Genomic DNA, 23,429 nt, shown 5'->3' with positions numbered 1-23,429 from the left:
AGCGGCCCGGGGAGCCTCGGTGCCCGCGGCCCCGTACCATGGGGTGAGGCCGTGGCGTGTCCAGCCCGGCAGGGTCCGCGCGACACAGATGTCAGCGCAGGCCGTCCTCACACTCCGGGAGAAGCGCCTCACTATGGCCACGCGCCACGACATCCGCAACGTTGCCATCGTCGCCCACGTCGACCACGGCAAGACCACTCTGGTCGACGCCATGCTCAAGCAGGCCGGTGCCTTCGCCGCGCACGCCGCCGAGTCGCTCGACGACCGCATGATGGACTCGAACGACCTGGAGCGTGAGAAGGGCATCACGATCCTCGCCAAGAACACGGCGGTCAAGTACCACCCGAAGGATGGCGGCGACGTCATCACCATCAACATCATCGACACCCCCGGTCACGCCGACTTCGGCGGCGAGGTCGAGCGCGGTCTGTCGATGGTCGACGCGGTGGTCCTGCTCGTCGACGCCTCCGAGGGTCCGCTGCCGCAGACCCGCTTCGTGCTCCGCAAGGCGCTCCAGCAGCGCCTGCCCGTCATCCTGTGCATCAACAAGACGGACCGCGCGGACTCGCGCATCGACGAGGTCGTCAACGAGACCTACGACCTCTTCCTCGACCTCGACGCCGACGAGGACCAGATCGAGTTCCCCATCGTCTACGCGTGTGCGCGTGACGGTGTCGCCTCGCTGACCAAGCCGGAGGACGGCACCGTCCCGGCCGACAGCAACAGCCTGGAGCCGTTCTTCTCCACGATCCTGTCGCACGTCCCCGCCCCGTCGTACGACGAGGAGGCCCCGCTCCAGGCGCACGTCACCAACCTGGACGCCGACAACTTCCTCGGCCGTATCGCGCTGCTCCGCGTCGAGCAGGGCGAGCTGCGCAAGGGCCAGACGGTCACGTGGATCAAGCGTGACGGCACGATGTCCAACGTGCGCATCACCGAGCTGCTGATGACCGAGGCGCTCACCCGCAAGCCCGCCGAGGTGGCCGGCCCGGGTGACATCTGCGCCGTCGCCGGTATCTCGGACATCATGATCGGCGAGACCCTCGCCGACCCCGAGAACCCGATCGCGCTGCCGCTGATCACGGTCGACGAGCCGGCGATCTCGATGACCATCGGCACGAACACCTCGCCGCTGGTCGGCCGCGGCGGCACGGGCAAGGGCGCGGACAACAAGGCCGCGGTCAAGGACCGCAAGGTGACCGCCCGTCAGGTCAAGGACCGCCTGGACCGCGAGCTGGTCGGTAACGTCAGCCTCCGCGTGCTCGACACCGAGCGCCCGGACGCCTGGGAGGTCCAGGGCCGTGGTGAGCTGGCGCTCGCCATCCTGGTCGAGCAGATGCGCCGCGAGGGCTTCGAGCTGACCATCGGCAAGCCCCAGGTCGTCACCAAGGAGGTCGACGGCAAGATCTACGAGCCGGTCGAGCGCATGACGATCGACGTGCCCGAGGAGCACATGGGCGCGGTCACGCAGCTCATGGGTGTCCGCAAGGGCCGGATGGACAACATGTCGAACCACGGCTCCGGCTGGGTGCGCATGGAGTTCGTCGTGCCGTCCCGCGGCCTCATCGGCTTCCGGACCGAGTTCCTGACGCAGACCCGCGGCACGGGCATCGGGCACTCCATCCACGAGGGCCACGAGCCCTGGTTCGGCGCGCTCCAGACCCGTAACAACGGCTCGCTCGTCGCCGACCGCGCCGGCGCCGTCACCGCGTTCGCGATGACGAACCTCCAGGAGCGCGGTGTGCTCTTCACGGAGCCCGGCACCGAGGTGTACGAGGGCATGATCGTCGGTGAGAACTCGCGCTCCGACGACATGGACGTGAACATCACCAAGGAGAAGAAGCTCACGAACATGCGGTCCTCCTCGGCCGACTCGTTCGAGGCGATCGTCCCGCCGCGCAAGCTCTCCCTGGAGCAGTCCCTGGAGTTCTGCCGCGACGACGAGTGTGTCGAGGTGACCCCGGAGGCCGTGCGCATCCGCAAGGTCAACCTGGACGCCCGCGAGCGCGCGCGTGCCGCGAGCCGCGCCAAGCACGGCTGACGTTCGGCCGACTCGGCTGACGCTGCGTCAATTTCCTTGAGCGAAGCCCCGGTTCTCCCCGCACTGGAGGACCGGGCTTCCGGCCTGCCCGCATACGGGGGAGATGTGGTGCGGATACAGGGGATCCGGGGGAGCGTGTGAAGAGGCCGCGGGGGAGGCTGGACTTCCGTGCACGATCTTTCGGTTCACTGTCTGTGTGCTGTGAAGCGCTGTTCGGATATCGGTGATCCAGCGATCAAGTTTCGGACATGTAAACAAAAATCGTTCCGCGTATGCCTGATTTGCCGGGTTCTAGTCTCACCTGTCAAGCGCGACCAGGTGTCAATCTTTGCAATTTTTGCTCAAAATATGGACGGTAGGGAGATCCCTATGCCTTCCGCCCTTGACGCGCGTTGACCCGTTTGGCGAAAGTTCCCCCAAACCACAGAACCTGCCGGTATCTGTGCTGCGCTCAACTCTCCAACCCCCCGGGGGAAGAACAGACATGACCAGTCCAACCAAGGCCGAGGGCTCCGGGTCCGCGGTCGCCTTGGACCCCGAGCTCGAGACGACCGCCGAGGTCGCCAAGGGTGAGAAGAAGCTTGAGGGTCGTTCCCCCGGGCAGTTGATGTGGCAACGGTTCAAGCGGGACCGTACTGGAGTCGTCTCCGCGTGCGTAGTGATTTTCTTCTTCGTGATCGCCGCGCTCGCGCCGGTCATCTCTAGCCTGTACGGCAAGGACCCGTACACGCTGTACGCGCAGGAGCCGGACTACCCGTTCCTGCTGGACGACTTCGCGATGCCCACCGGTTCCTTCGGCGGCATGTCGGGTGAGTTCTGGTTCGGTGTCGAGCCGAAGCTGGGCCGCGACGTGTTCACGATGCTGCTGTACGGCATGCGGACGTCGCTGTACATGGCGGTCATCGTCACGCTGTTCAGCGTGACCACCGGTGTCCTCATCGGCATGATCGGCGGCTACTTCGGTGGTCGTGTCGACTACTGGGTCGGCCGCATCACCGACTTCTTCCTCGGTTTCCCGTCGCAGCTCTTCTTCATCGCGTTCATGCCCGTCGTCACCGCACTGTTCGTCGACCCGCGCGACGAGACGCCGACCTATCTGCGGGCCGTGGCCATCATCCTCGTGATGTGGTTCCTCGGCTGGATGGGCCTCGCCCGTCTGGTGCGCAGTTCGGTACTCTCGCTGCGGGAACGCGAGTTCGTCGAGGCGGCCAAGGTGTCCGGGGCCTCTCCCTGGCGCATCGTGCGCAAGGAGATCCTGCCGAACATCGTCACCCCGATCCTGGTGCAGGCCACGTACATCCTGCCCAGCACGATCCTCACCATCGCCTTCCTCTCGTTCGTCGGCGTCGGCTTCACCGAGCCCACTCCCGACTGGGGCCGGATGTTCGCCGTCGGCTCCGAGGTGTACGAGCAGGACCCGATGTTCATGTTCTTCCCGGGCGTGGCGATGGTCGTCTTCGTGCTCTGCTTCAACCTTCTCGGCGACTCCGTCCGGGACGCATTCGACCCCAAGACCGGACGGTAATCGTCCATTGGTGGGTGGGGGGACTGCCGCCCCCGACCCGGGTTCTCCCGGGCCGTCAGGCAGTACTCGTGGACAACTATCGACAGGTAGGTGCAAAGGCATCATGAAGCCCATCAGAAACCGCACCACGCGCGCCGTGGCCGTCGCCCTCGTGGCCGGCTCGCTCGCGCTGGCAGGCTGCGCGGACAACGGCAAGGGCGAGACGAAGGACAACTCCAAGTCCCAGAAGGACGCCGCCGAGCAGTCGAAGCCTGTCGCCTACGGTGACGCCGCTGCGTCCACCGGCCCGGCCGAGGAGGTCAAGGGGGCCAAGCCCGGCGGTGTCATCAACGTCTACCAGCAGTCGGACATCACCCACCTGGACCCGGGTCAGATCTACGTCTCCGACGCCGGTCAGCTCGCGAACCTGATCCACCGCGGTCTGACGAACTACCAGGAGGACGACAAGGGCAACCTGACGGTCGTCGGTGACATCGCCACCGACTCCGGCAAGTCCTCCGACGGCGGCAAGACCTGGACGTACACGCTCAAGGACGGCATCAAGGACGAGGACGGCAACGCCATCACCTCGGCCGACGTCCGTCACACCATCGAGCGCCAGTACTCCAAGGTCATCTTCGACGGCCCGACGTACGTCCAGAGCTGGCTCTCGGGCTCCGACTACCGCAAGGCGCTGCCGGACGGCCCGTACAAGGGCAAGCACCTGCCGGACTCCGTCCTGGAGACCCCGGACGACAAGACGGTGATCTTCCACTTCGACCAGCCGCGCCCGGACCTCCCGCAGGCCCTGGCCATGGCCGGTTACGCCATCGTGCCCGAGAAGCAGGACACGAAGGAGAAGTACGACAAGGCGCCGGCCTCCCTCGGCCCCTACAAGATCTCCGAGCTCAAGACCGGCAAGTCGCTGAAGCTGGTCAAGAACGACCAGTGGGACCCGAAGACGGACTCGGTGCGCCACCAGTACGTCGACGGCTTCAACTTCACCAACACCATCGACCAGGCCAGCCAGACCAAGCGTCTGATCGCCGACCAGGGCGAGGCCAAGAACGCCATCCAGTTCACGGACTCGGTGGACCCAGCGCAGATGTCGACGGTGATCAGCAACCCCGAGACGAAGAAGCGCACCATCCAGGGCTACCAGCCCTACGTGTGGCAGCTCACCTTCAACCTCGACGCCGCTGCCGTCAAGGACAAGAAGGTCCGCGACGCGATCACCTACGCGATCCCGTCCCAGGCCATGGTCCAGGCCGACGGTGGCCGCTACGGCGGTGAGGTCGCCGGCGGTCTGATGGCGCCGACCCTGCCGGGTTACGACGCCTCCTACGACCCGTTCGGCAAGCAGAAGAAGCCCAACGGTGACCTGGAGAAGGCCAAGGAGCTGCTGAAGGAGGCGGGTGTCAAGGAGGGCACGAAGCTCAGCTACGCCTACTCCAACACCCCGCGTGGCCAGGCCCAGCAGGTGATCATCAAGGACGCGCTGGGCAAGCTCGGCTTCGACGTCCAGGCCAAGGAGATCGACCGGGCCAGCTTCTACGAGCAGGTCGGCAAGCTGGACAACCCGTACGACATCTACATGACCGGCTGGGGCCAGGACTGGTCCTCCCCGTCCACGGTCATCACCCCGGTCTACGACGGCACCCTGGTCGCCGACGGTGGCTCGAACTACTCGCACATCAAGGACGCCAAGGTCGACGCCCTCATCAAGAAGGCGCTGACCGAGGAGCCCGAGGCCGCGGCCAAGACGTGGGAAGAGGCTCACCACCGCATCGTGGAGGAGATCAACCCGGCCGCCCCGGTCTACTACTCGAAGCAGATCCAGCTCTTCGGATCGAACATCGGTGGTGCCAAGTACAGCACGGAGTCGAGCTACATCGACATCAACGACGTGTTCCTGAAGCAGCCGTAATACGTCAGTCCGGCCAGGCCGGCTGATCCGCGGGGGTGTGCGCCAGGCGGAGCGCACCCCCGCGGTCGGTTCCACCCCCTCCGACCGCCGCGTTTCGAAGAGAGCATCCACCCGCCATGCTTCAGTTCCTCATCCGCAGGCTGATCGGCGCCGTCGTCATCATGTTCCTGATCGGCGCCTTCACGTTCTTCCTGTTCTATACGATCCCCCAAGACTTCGCGCAGCTGTCCTGTGGCAAGAACTGCTCCCCCGAGAACATCGCGGTCATCAGGGAGAACCTCGGTCTCGACAAGCCGATCACCACGCAGTTCTGGGAGTTCATGTCGGGCATCGTCCTCGGCCGGGACTTCCCGGTGGGTCACTGCTCCGCACCCTGCCTGGGTGTGTCCTTCCAGAGCGGTGACTTCGTCTGGGACTCCATCGCCGACAGCTTCCCGCTCACTCTGTCGCTGACCATCGGCGGTCTGGTCATCTTCCTGGTGCTGGGTCTCGCCTCGGGCCTGCTCGCTGCCTGGAAGCGCGGCACCGCCGTCGACAAGGCCGTCAGCGGCGCCTCGATGGTGCTCAGCTCCTTCCAGATCTACTTCCTCGGCCCGATCGTCCTCGGCATCCTCGTCTACAGCACCGGCTGGATGGAGAGCCCCAAGTACGTGCCCTTCACCGAGGATCCGCTGGGCTGGTTCACGGGCCTGCTGATCCCCTGGGCCGTGATGGCCACCATCTTCACCGCCCAGTACACGCGTATGGCCCGCTCGACCATGATCGAGCAGCTTTCGGAGGAGCACGTCCGCACGGCCCGCGCGAAGGGCATGAGGCAGCGGTACGTATTCTTCCGTTATGCCTGGCGTGGTTCACTCATCCCGATCGTCACCATCATCGGCATGGACCTGAGCGCGCTGCTGTCCGGCGCGGTCGTCACGGAGTACACCTTCGACCTGGCCGGCATCGGACGTCTTGCGGTCGAGTCCTCGGTCGGCAAGGACATCCCGCTGACGATGGGCGTGATGCTGTTCGGCGCCTTCTTCATCCTGTTGCTGAACATCATCGTGGACATCGCCTACGCCTACATCGACCCGCGCGTGCGCCTCAGCTAGGAGAAATACCGTGACCACTCTGACCAAGACCGAAGGTGAGAAGGCCCCGACCGGGCCGGAGGCCTTCCTCTCGGTCCGCGACCTGCGGGTGCGGTTCTCCACCGAGGACGGCATAGTCAAGGCCGTCGACGGGCTCTCCTTCGACGTCGAGCGCGGCAAGACGCTGGGCATCGTGGGTGAGTCGGGCTCCGGCAAGTCCGTGACCAACCTGACCGTCCTCGGTCTGCACAACCCCAGGAGCACCACCGTCGAGGGCGAGATCATCCTCGACGGGAAGGAACTCGTCACCGCCAAGGAGAAGGAGCTGGAGCAGCTCCGCGGCAACAAGGTGGCGATGATCTTCCAGGACCCGCTGACGGCGCTCTCGCCGTACTACACGGTGGGCCGGCAGATCGCCGAGCCGTTCATGAAGCACACCGGCGCCTCCAAGAAGGAGGCCCGGCAGCGGGCGATCGAGATGCTGGCCAAGGTCGGCATCCCGCACCCGCAGACCCGCGTGGACGACTACCCGCACCAGTTCTCCGGCGGTATGCGCCAGCGTGCCATGATCGCCATGGCACTGGTCTGCGACCCCGACCTGCTGATCGCGGACGAGCCGACCACCGCGCTCGACGTGACCGTCCAGGCACAGATCCTCGACCTGCTCAAGGACCTGCAGCAGGAGTTCGGTTCCGCGATCATCTTCATCACCCACGACCTCGGCGTCATCTCCGACATGGCCGACGACCTGCTGGTGATGTACTCGGGCCGGGCCGTGGAGCGCGGCAGCGTCCGTGAGGTGCTGCGCAACCCCACGCACCCCTACACCTGGGGTCTGCTCAGCTCGATGCCCCGGCTCGGCGGTGACACCGCGCAGGCGCTCACCCCGATCCCGGGGTCGCCGCCCAGCCTGCTCAACCCGCCCACCGGCTGCCCGTTCCACCCGCGCTGCGCGTTCACCGGTGAGGTCACCGGCAACCGCTGCAGCACGGAGCGGCCGCCGCTCGGCGAGGGGCGTGCCTCTGCCTGCCACCTGACGGCGGACCAGAAGCAGTCCATCTTCATCGACAAGATCCAGCCCCGGCTGCGCTAGGGAGAACCGAGATCATGAGCGACAACCTCACCCTCCCCGCACAGCAGGGCTCCCAGGACACCGCGGCCGAGACGCTGCTCCGGGTCGAGGGGCTGACGAAGCACTTTCCCATCTACGGCGGCTTCCCGATCAAACGCAAGGTCGGTGCGGTCCAGGCCGTGGACGGCATCGACCTGACCGTCGGGGTCGGCGAGAGCGTCGGTCTGGTCGGTGAGTCCGGCTGTGGCAAGTCCACGACCGGGCGGCTGATCACCCGGCTCCTGGAGCCCACCGGCGGGAAGATCACCTACAAGGACCAGGACATCACCCACGCCTCGCGCAAGCAGCTGGCGCCGGTGCGGTCCGAGATCCAGATGATCTTCCAGGACCCGTACTCCTCCCTCAACCCGCGGCAGACGGTCGGCACGATCATCAAGTCGCCGATGGAGGTCAACGGGATCAACCCCGAGGGCGGCCGGGAGAACAGGGTCCGCGAGCTCCTCGAACTGGTCGGTCTCAACCCCGAGCACTACAACCGCTTCCCGCACGAGTTCTCCGGCGGTCAGCGCCAGCGCATCGGTGTGGCCCGGGCGCTGGCCCTGAACCCGAAGCTGATCGTCGCGGACGAGCCGGTCTCGGCGCTGGACGTGTCGATCCAGGCGCAGGTCGTCAACCTGCTCCAGAAGGTCCAGGACGAGCTGGGCATCGCGTTCCTGTTCATCGCGCACGACCTCGCCATCGTCCGGCACTTCTCGAAGCGCGTCGCGGTCATGTACCTCGGCAAGATCGTCGAGGTCGCGGACCGGGACTCGCTCTACAACCGGCCCCGCCACCCGTACACCCACGCCCTGCTCTCGGCGGTGCCCGAGGTGGCGATCGACGACGAGGTCGAGGCCAAGGAACGGATCCGGCTCGCCGGTGACGTGCCCTCGCCGATCTCGCCGCCGTCCGGCTGCCGCTTCCGGACGCGGTGCTGGAAGGCCCAGGACAAGTGCGCCTCCGAGGAGCCGCCGCTGGTCCAGCTCTCCGGCAACCTGCCCGGCCACCTGACGGCCTGCCACTTCCCGGAGGACCCGACGACCGAGGCCCGCGCCGAGGACGTCGTGCTGGACCCGGCGCTCAAGGCGTTGGAGGACGGCGTGCCTGAGGCCTCCGACGCGAAGATCGCCAAGGACTGACGCGAGGGCCGGACCGGGCCGAGGGGGCGGCCCGGCCGGTCCGCTGCGGCCCGGTCGAGTTCGGTCAGATCGAGGTCGGCTCGTTCGAGTCTTGGAGGGCTCGTCATACGACGGTGATGGTCCCGGTGACGGGGCCTCGGCCGGGTACGGCGGGCCCTCTTCCTTGGGGGACCGCTTTCGCCGGGGGTGTACGAGCAGATGGGGACGGACACCGGACGTCCGATCGGCGACGGTACGACGGTCGCCGTCCTCCTCGACGTGGACGGTGTGCTGCTCGACACCGCCGGCGCGCACGGCAGGGTGTGGCGGGCCTGGGCGCGGGAGAGAGGGCTGGACCCCGAGGCCGTGTGGCGGGCCACGCAGGGGCGGCGACGGGCAGACATCCTGAGGGCGCTTGTCCCGGAGCGCGACCCGGCCGTCGAGCACCGCGCGCTGGACCGGCTCATGGCCGCCGAGGAGCCCGGCTTCCGGGCCTTCGACGGGGCCGCCGGGCTGCTGCGTGCCCTGCCACCGGGCCGCTGGGCCGTCGTCACGTCCAGCCGCACCGAACCGACCGCTGCCCGGCTCGCCCGAACGGGGCTGATGGTGCCCGAGGTCCGGGTGTGCGCCGAGGACGTCTCCGAGGGCAAGCCGTCGCCCGAGGGTTATGTGACCGCTGCCGCGCGTCTGGGCGTCGAACCGGGCCGGTGCCTGGTCGTCGAGGACGCGCCGGCGGGCGTCGCGGCGGGGCTCGCGGCCGGCTGCACGGTGTACGCGGTGACGTCCACGCACGGCCCCCAGGAACTCCTGGACGCGCACAGGTGTTTCGGGTCGCTGAGGGAGGCGGCGGAGGCCGTGCTGCGGGACGTGGGCGGAGCAGCCCGCGCCTGATGGGAAATCGGTGGCGGGCGGCGGCCGGTGGCGAGACCCTGGTCGGCGCCCGAGAACCGTTCGGTTGTGCCGTCCCGCATCAGGTCGTTGTCCCGCATCGGGGCGCTGGCCCGCATCGGGGCCGCGCGTCACGGACGCCCATCCCCGCCCGACCCCCCAACCGCACACCCACTCGCGACGACGGAGACCCCAGTTGAGCCCCACATCTCCCGCCATCCACAGCCTCACCTTCGACTGCACCGGCGATCCCTACTACGTCGCGCTCTTCTGGAGCGAGTTGCTCGGGCGGCCGTTGGCCGAGGATGACAAGCCCGGTGACCCGGAGGCGCTGATCGCGGATCCGGACGGGGGGCCGAGGCTGCTGTTCGTGCGGGTGCCCGAGGCCAAGGTGTTCAAGAACCGGATCCACTTCGACCTCAAGCCCCGGGGCCGCAGCCGTGCCGAGGAGGTCGAGCGGGCGGTCGCGCTGGGCGCCCGCGTGGTCGCCGACCACACCCGCCCCGACGGTGGCGGCTGGGTCCTCATGGCCGACCCCGAGGGCAATGAATTCTGCGTGGAGCGCGGGGAGTTGGGCTGAAGCTCAGGGGTTGCTCAAGTTGCGTGCGATGCCCGTGAGAGCGCTGATAGAAAGAGGGCACCTAACATCGGGCTGGCGGATCAACTCGGCCAAGAAGAACGCGAAGACCGGTCTGGTGCACATCGGCTGCGGATATCTTCAGGCCGTGAGCAAGACCAAGGTCGTCTGCACGAAGCGCCCGAAGAACATCAAGAAGATGACGTACATCGTCAAGTACTCCTTGAAGTGACCGAGTAATCCTTTGTGCTCGCGGCGCGCTTTCACAGGTGGGTCAACGGGGGATTCACCGAGAATGCGCGCGGCGGAAAGGCCCGGGTCCGTCTCTCCACGGACCCGGGCCCTTTCCTGTGCCTTGCCTGTGTCTTTCCTGTTCTCTTTTCGTCCCACCTTCCGCGACAGTCTTCTCGTCGGCTCTACGCCAGCCGCACCCGTGGGTCGATCAGCGCGTACACCGCGTCCACCACGATGTTCGCGATGACGATCGCCGTGGCCGCGACCAGGACGACGCCGAGGAGCAGGGGCAGGTCGTTGTCGCGGACGGCCTTGATGGACAGCGCGCCGATGCCGTGCAGGCCGAAGGTCTCCTCGGTGATGATGGCGCCGCCCAGGAGGTAGCCGATGTCGAGGCCGAGAATGGTGACGATCGGGCCCATGGCGCCGCGCCAGGCGTGGCGGAAGAAGACCGTGGGCCGCGACATGCCCTTGGCGCGGGCCGTGCGGACGTAGTCCTCGGCGAGGCTCTCCACGAGCTGGGAGCGGGTCATCCGGGTGTAGTTGGCGGTGAAGATGATCGCGAGGACCAGCCAGGGCAGGAGCAGGCCCTTGAACCAGGCCAGTGGGTCCTGGGTGAGACCCACGGCGTCCGACGGGCGGGGGAGCAGGCCCCACTGGTCGGAGAGGTAGTACATCGCCACCACGCCGACGATGTAGATCTGGAGCGACGAGCCGACCAGGGACGCCGACGAGGCGATCTTGTCCAGTGCCTTGCCCTGCCTGACCGCCGCGATCATGCCGGTGCCCACGCCGAACACCACGAAGACGACCGTGCTGCCGAGAGCGAGGGAGAGCGTGGTCGGGAAGCGGTCGGTGATCAGGCCGAGGACCGGTTCATGGTTGGTGAAGGAGTAGCCCAGGCAGGGGGCGGGGCAGTGGCCGAGGCCGGCGTAGTCGCGACCCGCGAAGACCCCGACCAGCCAGTGCCAGTACTGGACGGGCAGCGGATCGGCGATACCGAGGTTGTGCCGGACCAGCGCGAGCGTCTGCGGGGTGCACAGCTTGCCGCAGGCGGCACGGGCGGGGTCGCGCGGGGCGACGTAGAAGAGGAGGAACGTGATGGCGCTGATGATCAGCAGGATCAGCAGCGCGCTCAGGGTCCTGCGTGCGATGAGACGGAGCATGGCCGCGCTGTTCCCGGTTCCGCTCAGGCCTTGGCGTACAGCTTGTAGAGGATGAACGCCGAGAACAGCGGGTCGAACTGGGCGCCGCCCACCTTGGAGCCGTACAGGTAGTAGCGCCGCTGGTAGGTCTCCGGGATGATCGGCGCCTCCTTGGCCATGATCCCCTGGTCCAGCGCCGCCCAGGCGGCGTTCTCCTTCGTCGTGTCCGTGATGGCCGCGTCCTTCTTGATCGCCGCGTTGACCCAGGCCACGTTCAGCTGGGAGACGTTGGGGGCGTTGTCGGCGATCGTGGTGCCGTCGAAGAGCGGCTGGATGAGGGTGTACGCGGCCGGCCAGTCGGGCGACCAGCCGTACCACATCACGTCGAACTGGTTGTCGATCTGGCCCACTTGGTCGTAGTAGCTCGTCGACTCCACGGCCTTGACCACCGGGTCGAAGCCCGCCTCCTTCAGGGCGTTGACGATGACGACCTTCGTCTTGTCGTAGGCGTCGTTGGCGCCCTGCGGATAGGTGTAGACGATCTTCTGGCCGAGCTTGCCGGCCTCCTTCAGCAGCGCTTTCGCCTTCGCCGTGTCACCGCGCGGGTTCTTCAGCTTGCCGTAGACGTCGAACTTCACCCGGCCCGCGATGTCCGGGCTGAGGATGGTCGTCGCGTAGTCACCGGCCGACGGGCCGCCGTAGATGGAACGGATCTGTTCGAGCGGCCAGGCGTGGTTGAGGGCCTGGCGGACCCGGACGTCCTTGATGCGGCGGCAGTTGACGGCGTAGTAGTACAGGCCGGTCAGCAGGCCGTCGATCGTGCGGGACTCCAGCGTGCTGTCGCTGATCACCTTCTGGATGCGCTCGGCCGGCACCCCGCTGTAGGCCATGACCGCGTACCGGTCGGTTCCCGAGTCGGCGATCAGCCGGTCGGTGGCGGGCAGGGCCTCGGGGCCGAACTCGAAGACCACGGAGTCCGGGTAGGCGTTGCGGATCGCGTCCGTCTTCGGGTCCCAGTGGGTGTTGCGGACCAGCGTCATGGACTTGTCGACCGAGTGCTGCCTGATCCGGTACGGGCCGCAGGAGAACGGGTCCTTGTCGTACTTCTCCTTGCTGTCGTGCGCGACCGGCACGGCGCCGTAGGAGTGCATCGCCAGCGCCCAGTTGAGGTCGGGGCGGGCGGTCTTCAGGTGGAAGGTGATGGTCTTCTTCGCGGTGTCCGTGACGACGGAGGAGAGGTGCTTGCCGCCGTACGGGCCCTTGTAGACGGACCGGAAGTCGGGCGAGCCGGTCAGCCAGGTCTGGACGTAGGTGGCGCCCTCGGTGGTGAAGCTCGCGAAGCCGCGCTCGATGCCGTGCCGTACGTCCTCGACGGTCAGCTCGCTGCCGTCCTCCCACTTCAGGCCGTCCTTGAGGGTGAACGTCCAGGTCTTGCCGCCGTCCGACATGGTGCCGGCGTCGGTGGCGAGGTCGCCGACGAGCTTCATGGAGCCGTCGGAGGCGATCTTGTAGCCGGTGAGGCAGCGGACGTAGAGGTTCGCGACCGTGGAGTTCCAGGCGAAGTAGATCCGCTGCGGGTCCAGATGGGAGAAGTCGTCCGGGCCGATCGGATGGATCGTGCCGCCCTTGCGGGCGCCCGCGATCTCCGGCGCGGGGCCGGTGGAGTCCGCCGCGGTGCCCACCGCGACCTTGGAGTACGTGGCGGCGGAGCCGGAGGCCACGCCGCCCCCCGCAGCGCTGCCCCCTCCTCCGCTGCTGCACGCGCTGAGGACCAGGGCGCCGCCGGCCGTCGCGACCGAGCTCGCTATGACGAAGTTTCTGCGGGAGATCGACATGGGTGTCCTGCCTGAATCAGGGGGAGGGAGCTTCCGGAACGGGAAGCGTCCGGAACGGAACGGGGTTCAGCGACCGGCCTTCGGGTCCAGCGCGTCGCGGACCGAGTCGCCGAGGAGGTTGAAGGCGATCACGAAGATCACCATCGAGAGGCCGGGGAAGAGCATGTACGTGATGTCGCTCTGGTAGACCTGGGCGCCGCGCTGGATCATCACGCCCCAGTCGGGGGTGGGGTCGCTCAGCCCGACGCCGAGGAAGGCGAGGGCCGCCTCCGTGGTGACGTACATGGGCAGCGCGAGGGTCGCCTGGATGAGGACCGGCGTCCACAGGTTCGGCAGCAGCTCCCGGAAGACGATCCGGGCGGGCGAGGCGCCGGTGACCTTGGCCGCCTCGACGAACTCCCGCTCGCGCAGGGCCAGTACCTCGCCGCGCAGCAGCCGGGCGATGGGGGCCCAGCCGAAGGCGGTCATCACCGAGATCAGGCTCACCACCGTCAGCCAGGTCGGGGTGTTCTCGTCCGGCGGGACCAGGATCGAGATCATGACCGGCCACATCGCGATGAAGAACAGCGTGGAGGGGAAGGCCAGCAGGATGTCGACGATCCGGCCCACGAGGTTGTCGACGCGGCCGCCGAGATAGCCCGCCGTCACGCCGACGACGATGCCGAGCGCCGTGACCAGCAGGGTCGTCACCGTGGCGATCAGCAGGGAGTTGCGGATGCCGTAGAGGAGGAGGGTGAGGACGTCCCGGCCGAGCTGCGGCTCGACGCCGAACCAGAAGTCGCCGCTGATTCCGCCGTTCGGGGCCACGGGGAAGCCGAACTGGTTCAGCAGGCCGGGCTGGTTCTGCCCGTATGTCGTGTACGGGTTCTTGCCGTAGAGCTTCGCGATCAGGGGGGCGGCGATCGCGGTGGCGAAGAAGAGGACGACGACGTACGCCGACATGACTCCGGCGCGGTCCCGGCGGAAGCGGCGCCAGGCGATACGGCCGGGTGAGCTGGTGCCGCCGGTTCGTGGCGGGGTCGTGGGTGCCGTCTCGAAGGGGGCGGCGGTGAGTGGTGGTGAGGTCCCCATGACGTGACCCTTCAACCGGTCGTGGGGGTGGGTCAATGCGTTCTTGGGGGCCTTGACCAAGGGGTGGGGGATTGCCGAACGCGCTCTTACGGGGGCGAACTGTTCTCTTACCGGTTCTTCGGGATTTTTTCAGGCGCGGGAGGGGGGGTCCCCGTGGTGCGTCGGCGAGTGCGGCTCCGGTGGGGCTTCTCGCGCAGTTCCCCGCGCCCCTGAGAAGCAGGGGCTGCGCCCCGTGCTTTTCATCCCGCGGTCCCGTCGCCTTTCAGGCACGCAGGGCCTGGTCTTTCAGGGGCGCGGGGAACTGCGCGAGCAACCCCCACCCACCCGCACCCGACAACGCCCCCCATCCGGCCCCCCAAATGTGCGGTATATGCGAAACGCGCCGATATTGTCCGGTAACAAGAAGATCGCGCACGTAGGACGAGGAGGCACCCATGCGTGGAGCCACGCACGCCCGATGGATCGCCGGCGCGGCGGCGGTGGCCCTCGCCGCGACCGCCTGCGGTGGCGGGGACGACAGCGACGGCGGCAGCGGCAGCGGTGACGCCGGCGCGGTGCTCAGCTCCTCCTGGGGCGACCCGCAGAACCCGCTGGAGCCGGCCAACACCAACGAGGTGCAGGGCGGCAAGGTGCTGGACATGATCTTCCGCGGGTTGAAGCGGTACGACGCCAAGACCGGCGAGGCCAAGGACATGCTCGCCGAGAAGATCGAGACGACCGACTCGCAGAACTTCACCATCACCGTCAAGGACGGCTGGACCTTCCAGAACGGCGAGAAGGTCACCGCCAAGTCCTTCGTCGACGCCTGGAACTACGGGGCGAGCCTGAAGAACAACCAGAAGAACGCGTACTTCTTCGAGTACATCGAGGGCTACGACAAGACGCACCCCGACGACGGCAGCAAGCAGACCGCCGACACGCTCTCCGGGCTGAAGGTCACCGGCGAGAACACCTTCACCGTCAAGCTCACCCAGAAGTTCTCGACCTTCCCCGACACCCTCGGATACAACGCGTACGCCCCGCTGCCGCAGTCGTTCTTCACCGACCACGACGCCTGGCTGGCCAAGCCCGTCGGCAACGGCCCGTACGCCGTCGACTCCTACACCAAGGGCTCGCAGCTGTCGGTGCGGAAATGGGACGACTACCCGGGCGAGGACAAGGCGCAGAACGGCGGTGTGGATCTCAAGGTCTACACCGACAACAACACCGCCTACACCGACCTGATGGCCGGCAACCTCGACCTCGTCGACGACGTGCCCGCCGCCCAGCTGAAGAACGTCCAGGCCGACCTCGGCGACCGGTACATCAACACCCCGGCCGGCATCATCCAGACCCTGTCCTTCCCGTTCTACGACGAGCAGTGGAACAAGGAGGGCTCGGAGAAGGTCCGCGAGGGGCTGTCCCGGGCGATCGACCGCGACCAGATCACCGAAACGATCTTCCAGAAGACCCGCACCCCCGCCACCGACTGGACCTCGCCCGTCCTCGGCGAGGAGGGCGGTTACAAGGAGGGCCTGTGCGGTGACGCCTGCGAGTACGACGCGGACGCGGCCAAGAAGCTGATCCAGGAGGGCGGCGGGCTCCCCGGCGGACAGGTCAAGATCACGTACAACGCGGACACCGGCTCCCACAAGCAGTGGGTCGACGCCGTCTGCAACTCCATCAACAACGCCCTGGACAACGACAAGGCGTGCGTCGGCAACCCGGTCGGCACCTTCGCCGACTACCGCAACCAGATCACCCAGCGGAAGATGAGCGGCCCGTTCCGCGCCGGCTGGCAGATGGACTACCCGCTCATCCAGAACTTCCTGCAGCCGCTGTACTACACCAACGCCTCCTCCAACGACGGCAAGTGGTCCAACGCGGAGTTCGACAAGCTGGTGGACGAGGCCAACGCCGAGTCCGACACGGCGAAGGCGGTGGAGACGTTCCAGAAGGCCGAGGAGGTCGTCCGGGACAACATGGCCGCGATCCCGCTCTGGTACCAGAACGGCAGCGCGGGCTACTCGGAGCGGCTCTCCGACGTCGCCCTGAACCCGTTCAGCGTGCCCGTGTACGACCAGATCAAGGTCAGCTGACCTCCCGTGGGACGGTACGTCGCCCGGCGCCTGCTGCAGATGATCCCGGTCTTCGTGGGCGCCACCCTCCTGATCTTCCTGATGGTGAACGTGATGGGCGACCCCATCGCGGGCCTCTGCGGCGACCGGGAGTGCGATCCGGCGACGGCCGCCCAGCTCAGACGGGAGTTCGGCCTCGACAAGCCCGTGGGGCAGCAATACCTGACCTACATGGGCAATGTCTTCACCGGCGACTTCGGCACCGCGTTCAACGGGCAGGAGGTCACCGAGCTGATGGCCTCCGCCTTCCCCGTCACCATCCGGCTGACGATCGTCGCGATCCTCTTCGAGATCGTCATCGGCATCACCCTCGGTGTCGTCACCGGCCTGCGGCGCGGGCGCCCCGTCGACACCGGGGCGCTGGTCGTCACCCTGGTCGTCATCTCCGTCCCCACCTTCGTCACCGGTCTGCTGCTCCAGCTGCTGCTCGGCGTGGAGTGGGGCTGGATCAGTCCGTCGGTCTCCTCCGACGCCACCTTCGACGAGCTGATCGTCCCCGGGCTCGTCCTCGCCTCCGTCTCTCTCGCGTACGTGACCCGACTGACCCGGACGTCCATCGCCGAGAACGCCCGCGCCGACTACGTCCGCACCGCCGTCGCCAAGGGGCTGCCCCGGCACCGGGTGATCCGCAAGCACCTGCTGCGCAACTCCCTGATCCCCGTGGTCACCTTCATCGGCACCGACATCGGCGCACTGATGGGCGGCGCCATCGTCACCGAGCGGATCTTCAACATCCACGGCGTCGGATACCAGCTCTACCAGGGCATCCTCCGCCAGAACACCCAGACCGTCGTCGGCTTCGTGACCGTCCTGGTCCTGGTGTTCCTCATCGCCAACCTGCTCGTCGACCTCCTCTACGCCGTACTCGACCCGAGGATCCGCTATGCCTGAGCCGCAGCCGGAGGAGCCGCACGTCTCGGGCGGCCAGCGCGCCCCCGAGGGCGGGGCGATCGCCGCGACGGGGCAGGACGGCACGATGGATCTGGCCACCACCGAGGGGGAGACCCTGGAGAAGCGCCTGGGCGACGATCCGGCGGGCGGCGGCCCGGCCGACAAGGCCCGCAGCCTCTGGTCCGACGCCTGGCGCGACCTGCGGCGCAACCCCGTCTTCATCATCTCGGCCCTGGTGATCCTCTTCCTGGTCGTCATCTCCCTCTGGCCGTCGCTGATCGCCTCCGGCAACCCCCTCAAGTGCGACCTCTCCAAGGCCCAGGAGGGCGCGCAACCCGGACACCCGTTCGGGTACGACGGCCAGGGCTGCGACGTCTACACCCGTACCGTCTACGGGGCGCGGGTCTCCATCGCCGTCGGCGTCTGCGCCACGCTCGGTGTCGCGATCCTCGGGTCGGTGCTCGGCGGGCTCGCCGGGTTCTTCGGAGGCTTTTCGGACTCGATCCTGTCCCGGATCACCGACGTCTTCTTCGCGATCCCGGTGGTCCTCGGCGGTCTGGTGCTGCTCTCCGTGGTCACCAGCAACAGCATCTGGCCCGTGATCGGCTTCATGGTGCTGCTGGGCTGGCCGCAGATCTCCCGCATCGCCCGCGGCTCGGTCATCACCGCCAAGCAGAACGACTACGTGCAGGCCGCCCGCGCCCTCGGCGCCTCCAACTCCCGCATGCTGCTGCGCCACATCGCCCCCAACGCCGTCGCCCCGGTGATCGTCGTGGCCACCATCGCCCTCGGCACGTACATCGCCCTGGAGGCGACCCTGTCCTACCTCGGCGTCGGCCTGAAACCGCCGAGCGTCTCCTGGGGCATCGACATCTCCGCCGCCTCCCCGTACATCCGCAACGCCCCGCACGCCCTGCTGTGGCCCTCCGGCGCCCTGGCGATCACCGTCCTCGCGTTCATCATGCTGGGCGACGCCGTGCGCGACGCCCTCGACCCGAAGCTGAGGTGAGGTGCCGTCATGCTGCTCGAAGTGCGTGGTCTGCACGTGGAGTTCCGCACCCGGGACGGGGTCGCCAAGGCGGTCAACGGGGTCGACTACGGCGTGGACGAGGGTCAGACGCTGGCCGTGCTGGGGGAGTCCGGCTCGGGCAAGTCGGTCACCGCGCAGGCGATCATGGGCATCCTCGACATGCCGCCCGGCAGGATCACCGGCGGCGAGATCCTCTTCAAGGGCCGGGACCTGCTGAAGCTCAAGGAGGACGAGCGCCGCAAGATCCGGGGCGCCGAGATGGCGATGATCTTCCAGGACGCCCTGTCCTCCCTCAACCCCGTCCTCTCCGTCGGCGACCAGCTCGGCGAGATGTTCGTCGTGCACCGGGGCATGTCGAAGAAGGACGCCCGCGCCAAGGCCGTCGAGCTGATGGACCGGGTCCGCATCCCGGCCGCCAAGGAGCGCGTACGGGACTATCCGCACCAGTTCTCCGGCGGCATGCGCCAGCGCATCATGATCGCGATGGCGCTGGCCCTCGAACCCGCGCTGATCATCGCCGACGAACCGACGACCGCGCTGGACGTCACCGTGCAGGCCCAGGTCATGGACCTCCTCGCCGAACTCCGGCGCGAGCTGAACATGGGCCTCATCCTCATCACCCACGACCTCGGCGTCGTCGCGGACGTCGCCGACCGCATCGCCGTGATGTACGCGGGCCGGATCGTGGAGTCCGCGCCCGTCCACGACATCTACAAGGCCCCGGCCCACCCGTACACGCGCGGCCTGCTCGACTCGATCCCGCGCCTGGACCAGAAGGGCCAGGAGCTCTACGCCATCAAGGGCCTGCCGCCCAACCTCATGGACATCCCGCCCGGGTGCGCCTTCAACCCCCGTTGCCCGATGGCCCGCGACGTGTGCCGGACCGACGTACCGCCGCTGTACGACGTGGAGCCGGCGGACGGGATCCGGCTGAGCGCCTGCCACTTCTGGAGGGAGTGCCTCGATGACCACGACATCCACGACCGCCCCGCCGGCTGAGCCGATCCTGGAGGTCAGCGGCCTGGTCAAGCACTACCCGCTCACCGAGGGCATCCTCTTCAAGAAGCAGGTCGGCGCAGTGAAGGCGGTCGACGGCGTCGACTTCGCCCTCGGCCGGGGCGAGACCCTCGGCATCGTCGGCGAGTCCGGCTGCGGCAAGTCCACGGTCGCCAAGATGCTGGTCCACCTGGAGCGGCCGACCGCCGGGTCGATCCGCTACAAGGGCGAGGACATCACCAAGCTCTCCGGCCGGGCGCTCAGGACCGTCCGCCGCAACATCCAGATGGTCTTCCAGGACCCGTACACCTCCCTCAACCCCCGGATGACCGTGGGCGACATCATCGGGGAGCCGTACGACATCCACCCCGAGGTCGCTCCCAAGGGCGACCGCCGGCGCCGGGTGCAGGAACTCCTCGACGTGGTCGGCCTCAACCCCGAGTACATCAACCGCTATCCGCACCAGTTCTCCGGCGGCCAGCGCCAGCGCATCGGCATCGCCCGGGGGCTGGCGCTGCGCCCGGAGATCATCGTCGCCGACGAGCCCGTCTCCGCCCTGGACGTCTCCGTCCAGGCCCAGGTCATCAACCTGCTGGACCGCCTCCAGGGCGAGTTCGGACTGTCGTACGTCTTCATCGCCCATGACCTGTCGATCGTGCGGCACATCTCCGACCGGGTCGGGGTGATGTACCTGGGGCGGATCGTGGAGATCGGCCGGGACGCCGAGATCTACGACCACCCGACGCATCCCTACACCCAGGCACTGCTGTCCGCCGTGCCCGTCCCGGACCCCGAGGCCCGTGAGCACCGGGAACGGATCATCCTCTTCGGTGATGTGCCCTCCCCGACGAACATCCCCTCCGGGTGCCGCTTCCGCACGCGATGCTGGAAGGCCCGGGAGCGCTGTGCGCTGGAGGTGCCGCTGCTGGCGGTCCCCGCGGAGTTCCGGCTCACCACCGGCCCGGCCGCCCATGACTCGGCCTGCCATTTCGCGGAGGAGAAACAGGTGGTGCCGCCGGAGGAACCGGAGGACGACCGGACGGTCGAGCAGACGGACGACCGGGCGGACGAGCAGACGGACGAGCAGACGAATGAGGCTGAATAAGCCCACAAATCCGCACCAACTGCGTTAACACGCAGGCAACTCGGCTGACGCGGTTCCGATATACGGACGCGCGAATCTACTACGCGTACGGCCGTGCGGGTGCCGTAAACGGGCCGGGGCTCGCCATGTAGCCCCGGCCCGTTGCTGTGCCGGCCCCCGCTCTCGCCCTCGCCTAGGCCAGGCCCAGCGAACGCTTGAGGAAGTCGACCTGGAGCAACAGCAGGTTCTCGGCGACCTGTTCCTGCGGGGTCATGTGGGTGACGCCGGAGAGCGGCAGCACCTCGTGCGGGCGGCCGGCCGCGAGCAGCGCTGAGGACAGCCGCAGCGCGTGGGCGAAGACCACGTTGTCGTCGGCGGTGCCGTGCACCACCATCAGCGGGCGGTGCGGCTCGGCGGGCGAGGACAGCCCCTCGTCCGTGATCAGCGAACTCCTCGCGTACGCCGCCGCGTTCTTCGCGGGATCACCCAGGTACCGCTCGGTGTAGTGCGTGTCGTAGAGCCGCCAGTCGGTGACCGGGGCACCCGCGATGCCGGCGTGGAAGACGTCCGGGCGGCGCAGCACCGCGAGGGCCGCGAGCCAGCCGCCGTACGACCAGCCGCGGATCGCGACCCGGGAGAGGTCCAGCGGGTGGGACGTCGCCAGGTCGTGCAGCGCCTCCACCTGGTCGTCCAGGGAGAGGGTGAAGTCGCCGTCGATCTCCTTCTCCCAGGCGGGGGAGCGGCCGGGGGTGCCGCGTCCGTCGGCGACCACCACCGCGAAACCCTGGTCGGCGAACCACTGCGAGGTGAGGTGCGCGTTGTGCGCGGCGAGCACCCGGGGGCCGTGCGGACCGCCGTAGGGGTCCATGAGGACCGGTAGGGGTGTGACCCCGTCGTAGTCGCTCGGCATAAGCAGGGCGCACGGTACGCGGCGTGCGCCCCCCTGTGTGAACCGCACGCGCGGTGACATACCGGGATCTTCCGCATAAGACGCCACGGTCGCCACCGGCTTGCCGTCCCGCAGCACCTGCGCCCGGGCGCCGGCCCGCCCCGGAACGGCCGAGACGAGCACGGTCACGCCCCCGGCGCGCACCGCCGAGTGCACGCCGGGCTCCTGCGAGACGCGCTCCATGCCCAGTTCGTTCACGCGGTAGACGTGGATCTCGCCGATCTCCGGGTCCGCGGCCGCCTCACCCGCCGAGGCGGAGACCAGTACATCGGCGTCCGCGACGTCGAGCACCGCGCGGACCTGCAACTGCGGCCCCGTCAAAGGGCGTTCACCGACCGCGAGCACCCGCGCGCCGCCCTCGTCCGCGACACGCACGAGTCGGCCCGACGGACTCCACGCCGGCACCCCAGGGAAAAGATCAAGCCAATGTGGATCTTCGTCGGCGTGCACCATCCGGGTCGCCCCCGTGTCCGGGTCCACGGCCAGGAACAGCTGGCTGCGCTGGTCCCGCGCCTGCACCAGGATCAGCGGCGCACCCGCCGCTGACCAGTGCACATGCGCCAGATACGGGTAACGCGCCCGGTCCCACACGACCTCCGTGCGGGCCCCGGCGAGGTCGATCACGAAGAGCCGCACCTCCGCGTTGGCGGTCCCGGCCGCCGGGTACGCCACCTGCTGCGGGTCCCTTTCCGGCTGCGCGGGGTCCGAGATCCACCAGCGGCGCACCGGCGTGTCGTCCACCCGCGCCACCAGCAGCCGGTCCGACTCCGGCGACCACCAGAAACCGCGTGAACGGCCCATCTCCTCGGCCGCGATGAACTCCGCCAGACCGTGGGTGACGTTCCCCGCCCCCTCCTCGGTGAGCGCCAGGTCCGCACCGCCCTCCACCGCGACCACCCGCAGCGCACCCCGGGCGACGTAGGCGACGTACCGGCCGTCGGGCGAGGGGCGGGGGTCGATCACCGGCCCGGGAACGTCCAGTTCACGTGCCGTCCCGGCCCGCAGCTCGGCCACGAAAAGCCGCCCTGACAAGGCGAAAGAGGCCAACTCCACGGCCGCGTCGGTGGCATAGCCGACGATCCCGGCGCCGCCCTCGCGCAGACGCTCACGGCGCGCGCGCTCCTCGGTGGACAACTCCTCCGAGGAGCCCGCGAGCAGCGCGCCCGGGTCGGCCGCCACGCGCTCACCCCCGTCCCCGAGGTCCATCACCCACAGTTTGTTGGCCCGGTCGGTGCCGGACGAGGACCGCAGGAACACGACGCGGGAACCGTCCGGAGCGACGGAGAAAGCCCTCGGCGCGCCGAGGGAGAAACGTTGGGTCCGGGCGTGTCGGCGAGGGAAGGACTCGGGCTGGGTCGTCATGCTCCGACCATATTGGCCATGCGCCCCCTTGTGCGGCCGTGCGCCGACCGATGCGCGCGTATGGATAGTTATGATCACTACCGCTGGGTGGGTATGAACCTGCTGGCCGCTGTATGGATTTACAACTGCGTCACCCACGTCACCGGTTGACGACGCTCTCGCCGTCAGCCTTCGACAACTGCTTCGCTCCCCAGGTCCCAGGGAACTTTTGGAGGTGAGCCGCCGTGGCACTCTCGATTTCGGCGGTGGTGCTGCTGGCGATCATCGTCTTCATCCTGATCAAGAAGTCAGGGCTGAAGGCACCACACGCGATCATCTGCATCCTGCTCGGGTTCTATCTCGCCTCCTCGACCATCGCGCCGACGATCAGCGAGCTGACGACCAACATCGCGGGCATGATCGGCAGTATCAAGTTCTGACACCTCCGGCCGCCGGGGCCTCTCCCAGGGCCCGTCCCACCGGGCCCGCGACCCTTG

At 68.0% G+C, this 23,429-nt stretch carries 18 protein-coding genes; 14 read left to right on the top strand and 4 right to left on the bottom strand.

Annotated features, from left to right (window positions below; translation table 11 throughout):
- The first annotated feature begins 133 nt into the window (after window positions 1-133).
- The 8 genes from typA to ACZ9QC_RS13890 all read left to right on the top strand — a co-directional run bounded on the left by typA (window position 134) and on the right by ACZ9QC_RS13890 (window position 10,242).
- Entirely contained in the window at window positions 134-2,041 is a 1,908-nt protein-coding gene (gene typA, locus ACZ9QC_RS13925; RefSeq protein WP_217182343.1) for a translational GTPase TypA, read from the top strand.
- Window positions 2,042-2,525: 484 nt separating this feature from the next.
- Window positions 2,526-3,566, top strand: a complete 1,041-nt coding sequence (locus ACZ9QC_RS13920) for an ABC transporter permease (protein ID WP_472920428.1) — start codon at window positions 2,526-2,528, stop codon at window positions 3,564-3,566.
- Window positions 3,567-3,669: 103 nt separating this feature from the next.
- Window positions 3,670-5,472 carry an ABC transporter substrate-binding protein gene (locus ACZ9QC_RS13915; protein WP_472920427.1) on the top strand — a complete coding sequence of 601 codons (1,803 nt, stop codon included), beginning with the start codon at window positions 3,670-3,672 and terminating at the stop codon, window positions 5,470-5,472.
- Window positions 5,473-5,588: 116 nt separating this feature from the next.
- Window positions 5,589-6,566, top strand: a complete 978-nt coding sequence (locus ACZ9QC_RS13910) for an ABC transporter permease (protein ID WP_472920426.1) — start codon at window positions 5,589-5,591, stop codon at window positions 6,564-6,566.
- Between the two features lie 10 nt (window positions 6,567-6,576).
- Window positions 6,577-7,638, top strand: coding sequence for an ABC transporter ATP-binding protein (locus tag ACZ9QC_RS13905; RefSeq protein WP_230219921.1), 1,062 nt, complete (start codon window positions 6,577-6,579; stop codon window positions 7,636-7,638).
- Between the two features lie 14 nt (window positions 7,639-7,652).
- Complete coding sequence (locus tag ACZ9QC_RS13900; RefSeq protein WP_472920425.1) at window positions 7,653-8,795, top strand: ABC transporter ATP-binding protein; 1,143 nt, start codon at window positions 7,653-7,655, stop codon at window positions 8,793-8,795.
- A gap of 198 nt (window positions 8,796-8,993) precedes the next feature.
- Complete coding sequence (locus ACZ9QC_RS13895) at window positions 8,994-9,665, top strand: HAD-IA family hydrolase (protein ID WP_472920424.1); 672 nt, start codon at window positions 8,994-8,996, stop codon at window positions 9,663-9,665.
- Window positions 9,666-9,858: 193 nt separating this feature from the next.
- Entirely contained in the window at window positions 9,859-10,242 is a 384-nt protein-coding gene (locus tag ACZ9QC_RS13890) for a VOC family protein (RefSeq protein ID WP_472920423.1), read from the top strand.
- Window positions 10,243-10,655: 413 nt separating this feature from the next.
- Here the strand turns inward: ACZ9QC_RS13890 and ACZ9QC_RS13885 are convergent, their stop codons facing one another.
- The 3 genes from ACZ9QC_RS13885 to ACZ9QC_RS13875 form a co-directional block, all read right to left on the bottom strand.
- Complete coding sequence (locus ACZ9QC_RS13885; protein ID WP_472920422.1) at window positions 10,656-11,639, bottom strand: ABC transporter permease; 984 nt, start codon at window positions 11,637-11,639, stop codon at window positions 10,656-10,658.
- Between the two features lie 23 nt (window positions 11,640-11,662).
- Window positions 11,663-13,453, bottom strand: coding sequence for an ABC transporter substrate-binding protein (locus ACZ9QC_RS13880; protein ID WP_472920421.1), 1,791 nt, complete (start codon window positions 13,451-13,453; stop codon window positions 11,663-11,665).
- 66 nt (window positions 13,454-13,519) lie between these two features.
- On the bottom strand, window positions 13,520-14,524 hold the full coding sequence (locus tag ACZ9QC_RS13875) for an ABC transporter permease (RefSeq protein ID WP_472920420.1): 1,005 nt from the start codon (window positions 14,522-14,524) through the stop codon (window positions 13,520-13,522).
- Window positions 14,525-14,958: 434 nt separating this feature from the next.
- Between ACZ9QC_RS13875 and ACZ9QC_RS13870 the strand changes: the two genes are divergently transcribed.
- From ACZ9QC_RS13870 to ACZ9QC_RS13850, 5 genes are read left to right on the top strand one after another with little or no spacing between them, the layout of a single operon-like run.
- Window positions 14,959-16,602, top strand: coding sequence for a peptide ABC transporter substrate-binding protein (locus ACZ9QC_RS13870; RefSeq protein WP_472920419.1), 1,644 nt, complete (start codon window positions 14,959-14,961; stop codon window positions 16,600-16,602).
- Between the two features lie 6 nt (window positions 16,603-16,608).
- Window positions 16,609-17,532, top strand: a complete 924-nt coding sequence (locus ACZ9QC_RS13865) for an ABC transporter permease (protein WP_472920418.1) — start codon at window positions 16,609-16,611, stop codon at window positions 17,530-17,532.
- Entirely contained in the window at window positions 17,525-18,541 is a 1,017-nt protein-coding gene (locus tag ACZ9QC_RS13860; protein ID WP_472920417.1) for an ABC transporter permease, read from the top strand. Before ACZ9QC_RS13865 ends, ACZ9QC_RS13860 begins: the two co-directional genes overlap by 8 nt.
- Before the next feature lie 9 nt (window positions 18,542-18,550).
- Window positions 18,551-19,561 (top strand): ABC transporter ATP-binding protein, encoded by a 1,011-nt coding sequence (locus tag ACZ9QC_RS13855; protein WP_472920416.1) that lies wholly within the window; start codon window positions 18,551-18,553, stop codon window positions 19,559-19,561.
- A complete protein-coding gene (locus tag ACZ9QC_RS13850) occupies window positions 19,527-20,663 on the top strand; it encodes an ABC transporter ATP-binding protein (protein WP_472920415.1) in 1,137 nt (378 codons plus the stop codon). The genes ACZ9QC_RS13855 and ACZ9QC_RS13850 overlap by 35 nt, the downstream gene beginning before the upstream one ends.
- A gap of 172 nt (window positions 20,664-20,835) precedes the next feature.
- Here the strand turns inward: ACZ9QC_RS13850 and ACZ9QC_RS13845 are convergent, their stop codons facing one another.
- Entirely contained in the window at window positions 20,836-22,953 is a 2,118-nt protein-coding gene (locus ACZ9QC_RS13845) for a prolyl oligopeptidase family serine peptidase (RefSeq protein ID WP_472920414.1), read from the bottom strand.
- Between the two features lie 224 nt (window positions 22,954-23,177).
- On the opposite strand from ACZ9QC_RS13845, the gene ACZ9QC_RS13840 reads away from it, so the two are divergent.
- A complete protein-coding gene (locus ACZ9QC_RS13840; protein ID WP_005480627.1) occupies window positions 23,178-23,372 on the top strand; it encodes a hypothetical protein in 195 nt (64 codons plus the stop codon).
- Window positions 23,373-23,429 lie beyond the last annotated feature (57 nt).

Source organism: Streptomyces sp. HUAS MS02 (assembly GCF_055702265.1).
The sequence above is the reverse complement of the archived record's forward strand: the minus strand, read 5'-3'. Positions and strand labels throughout refer to the sequence as shown.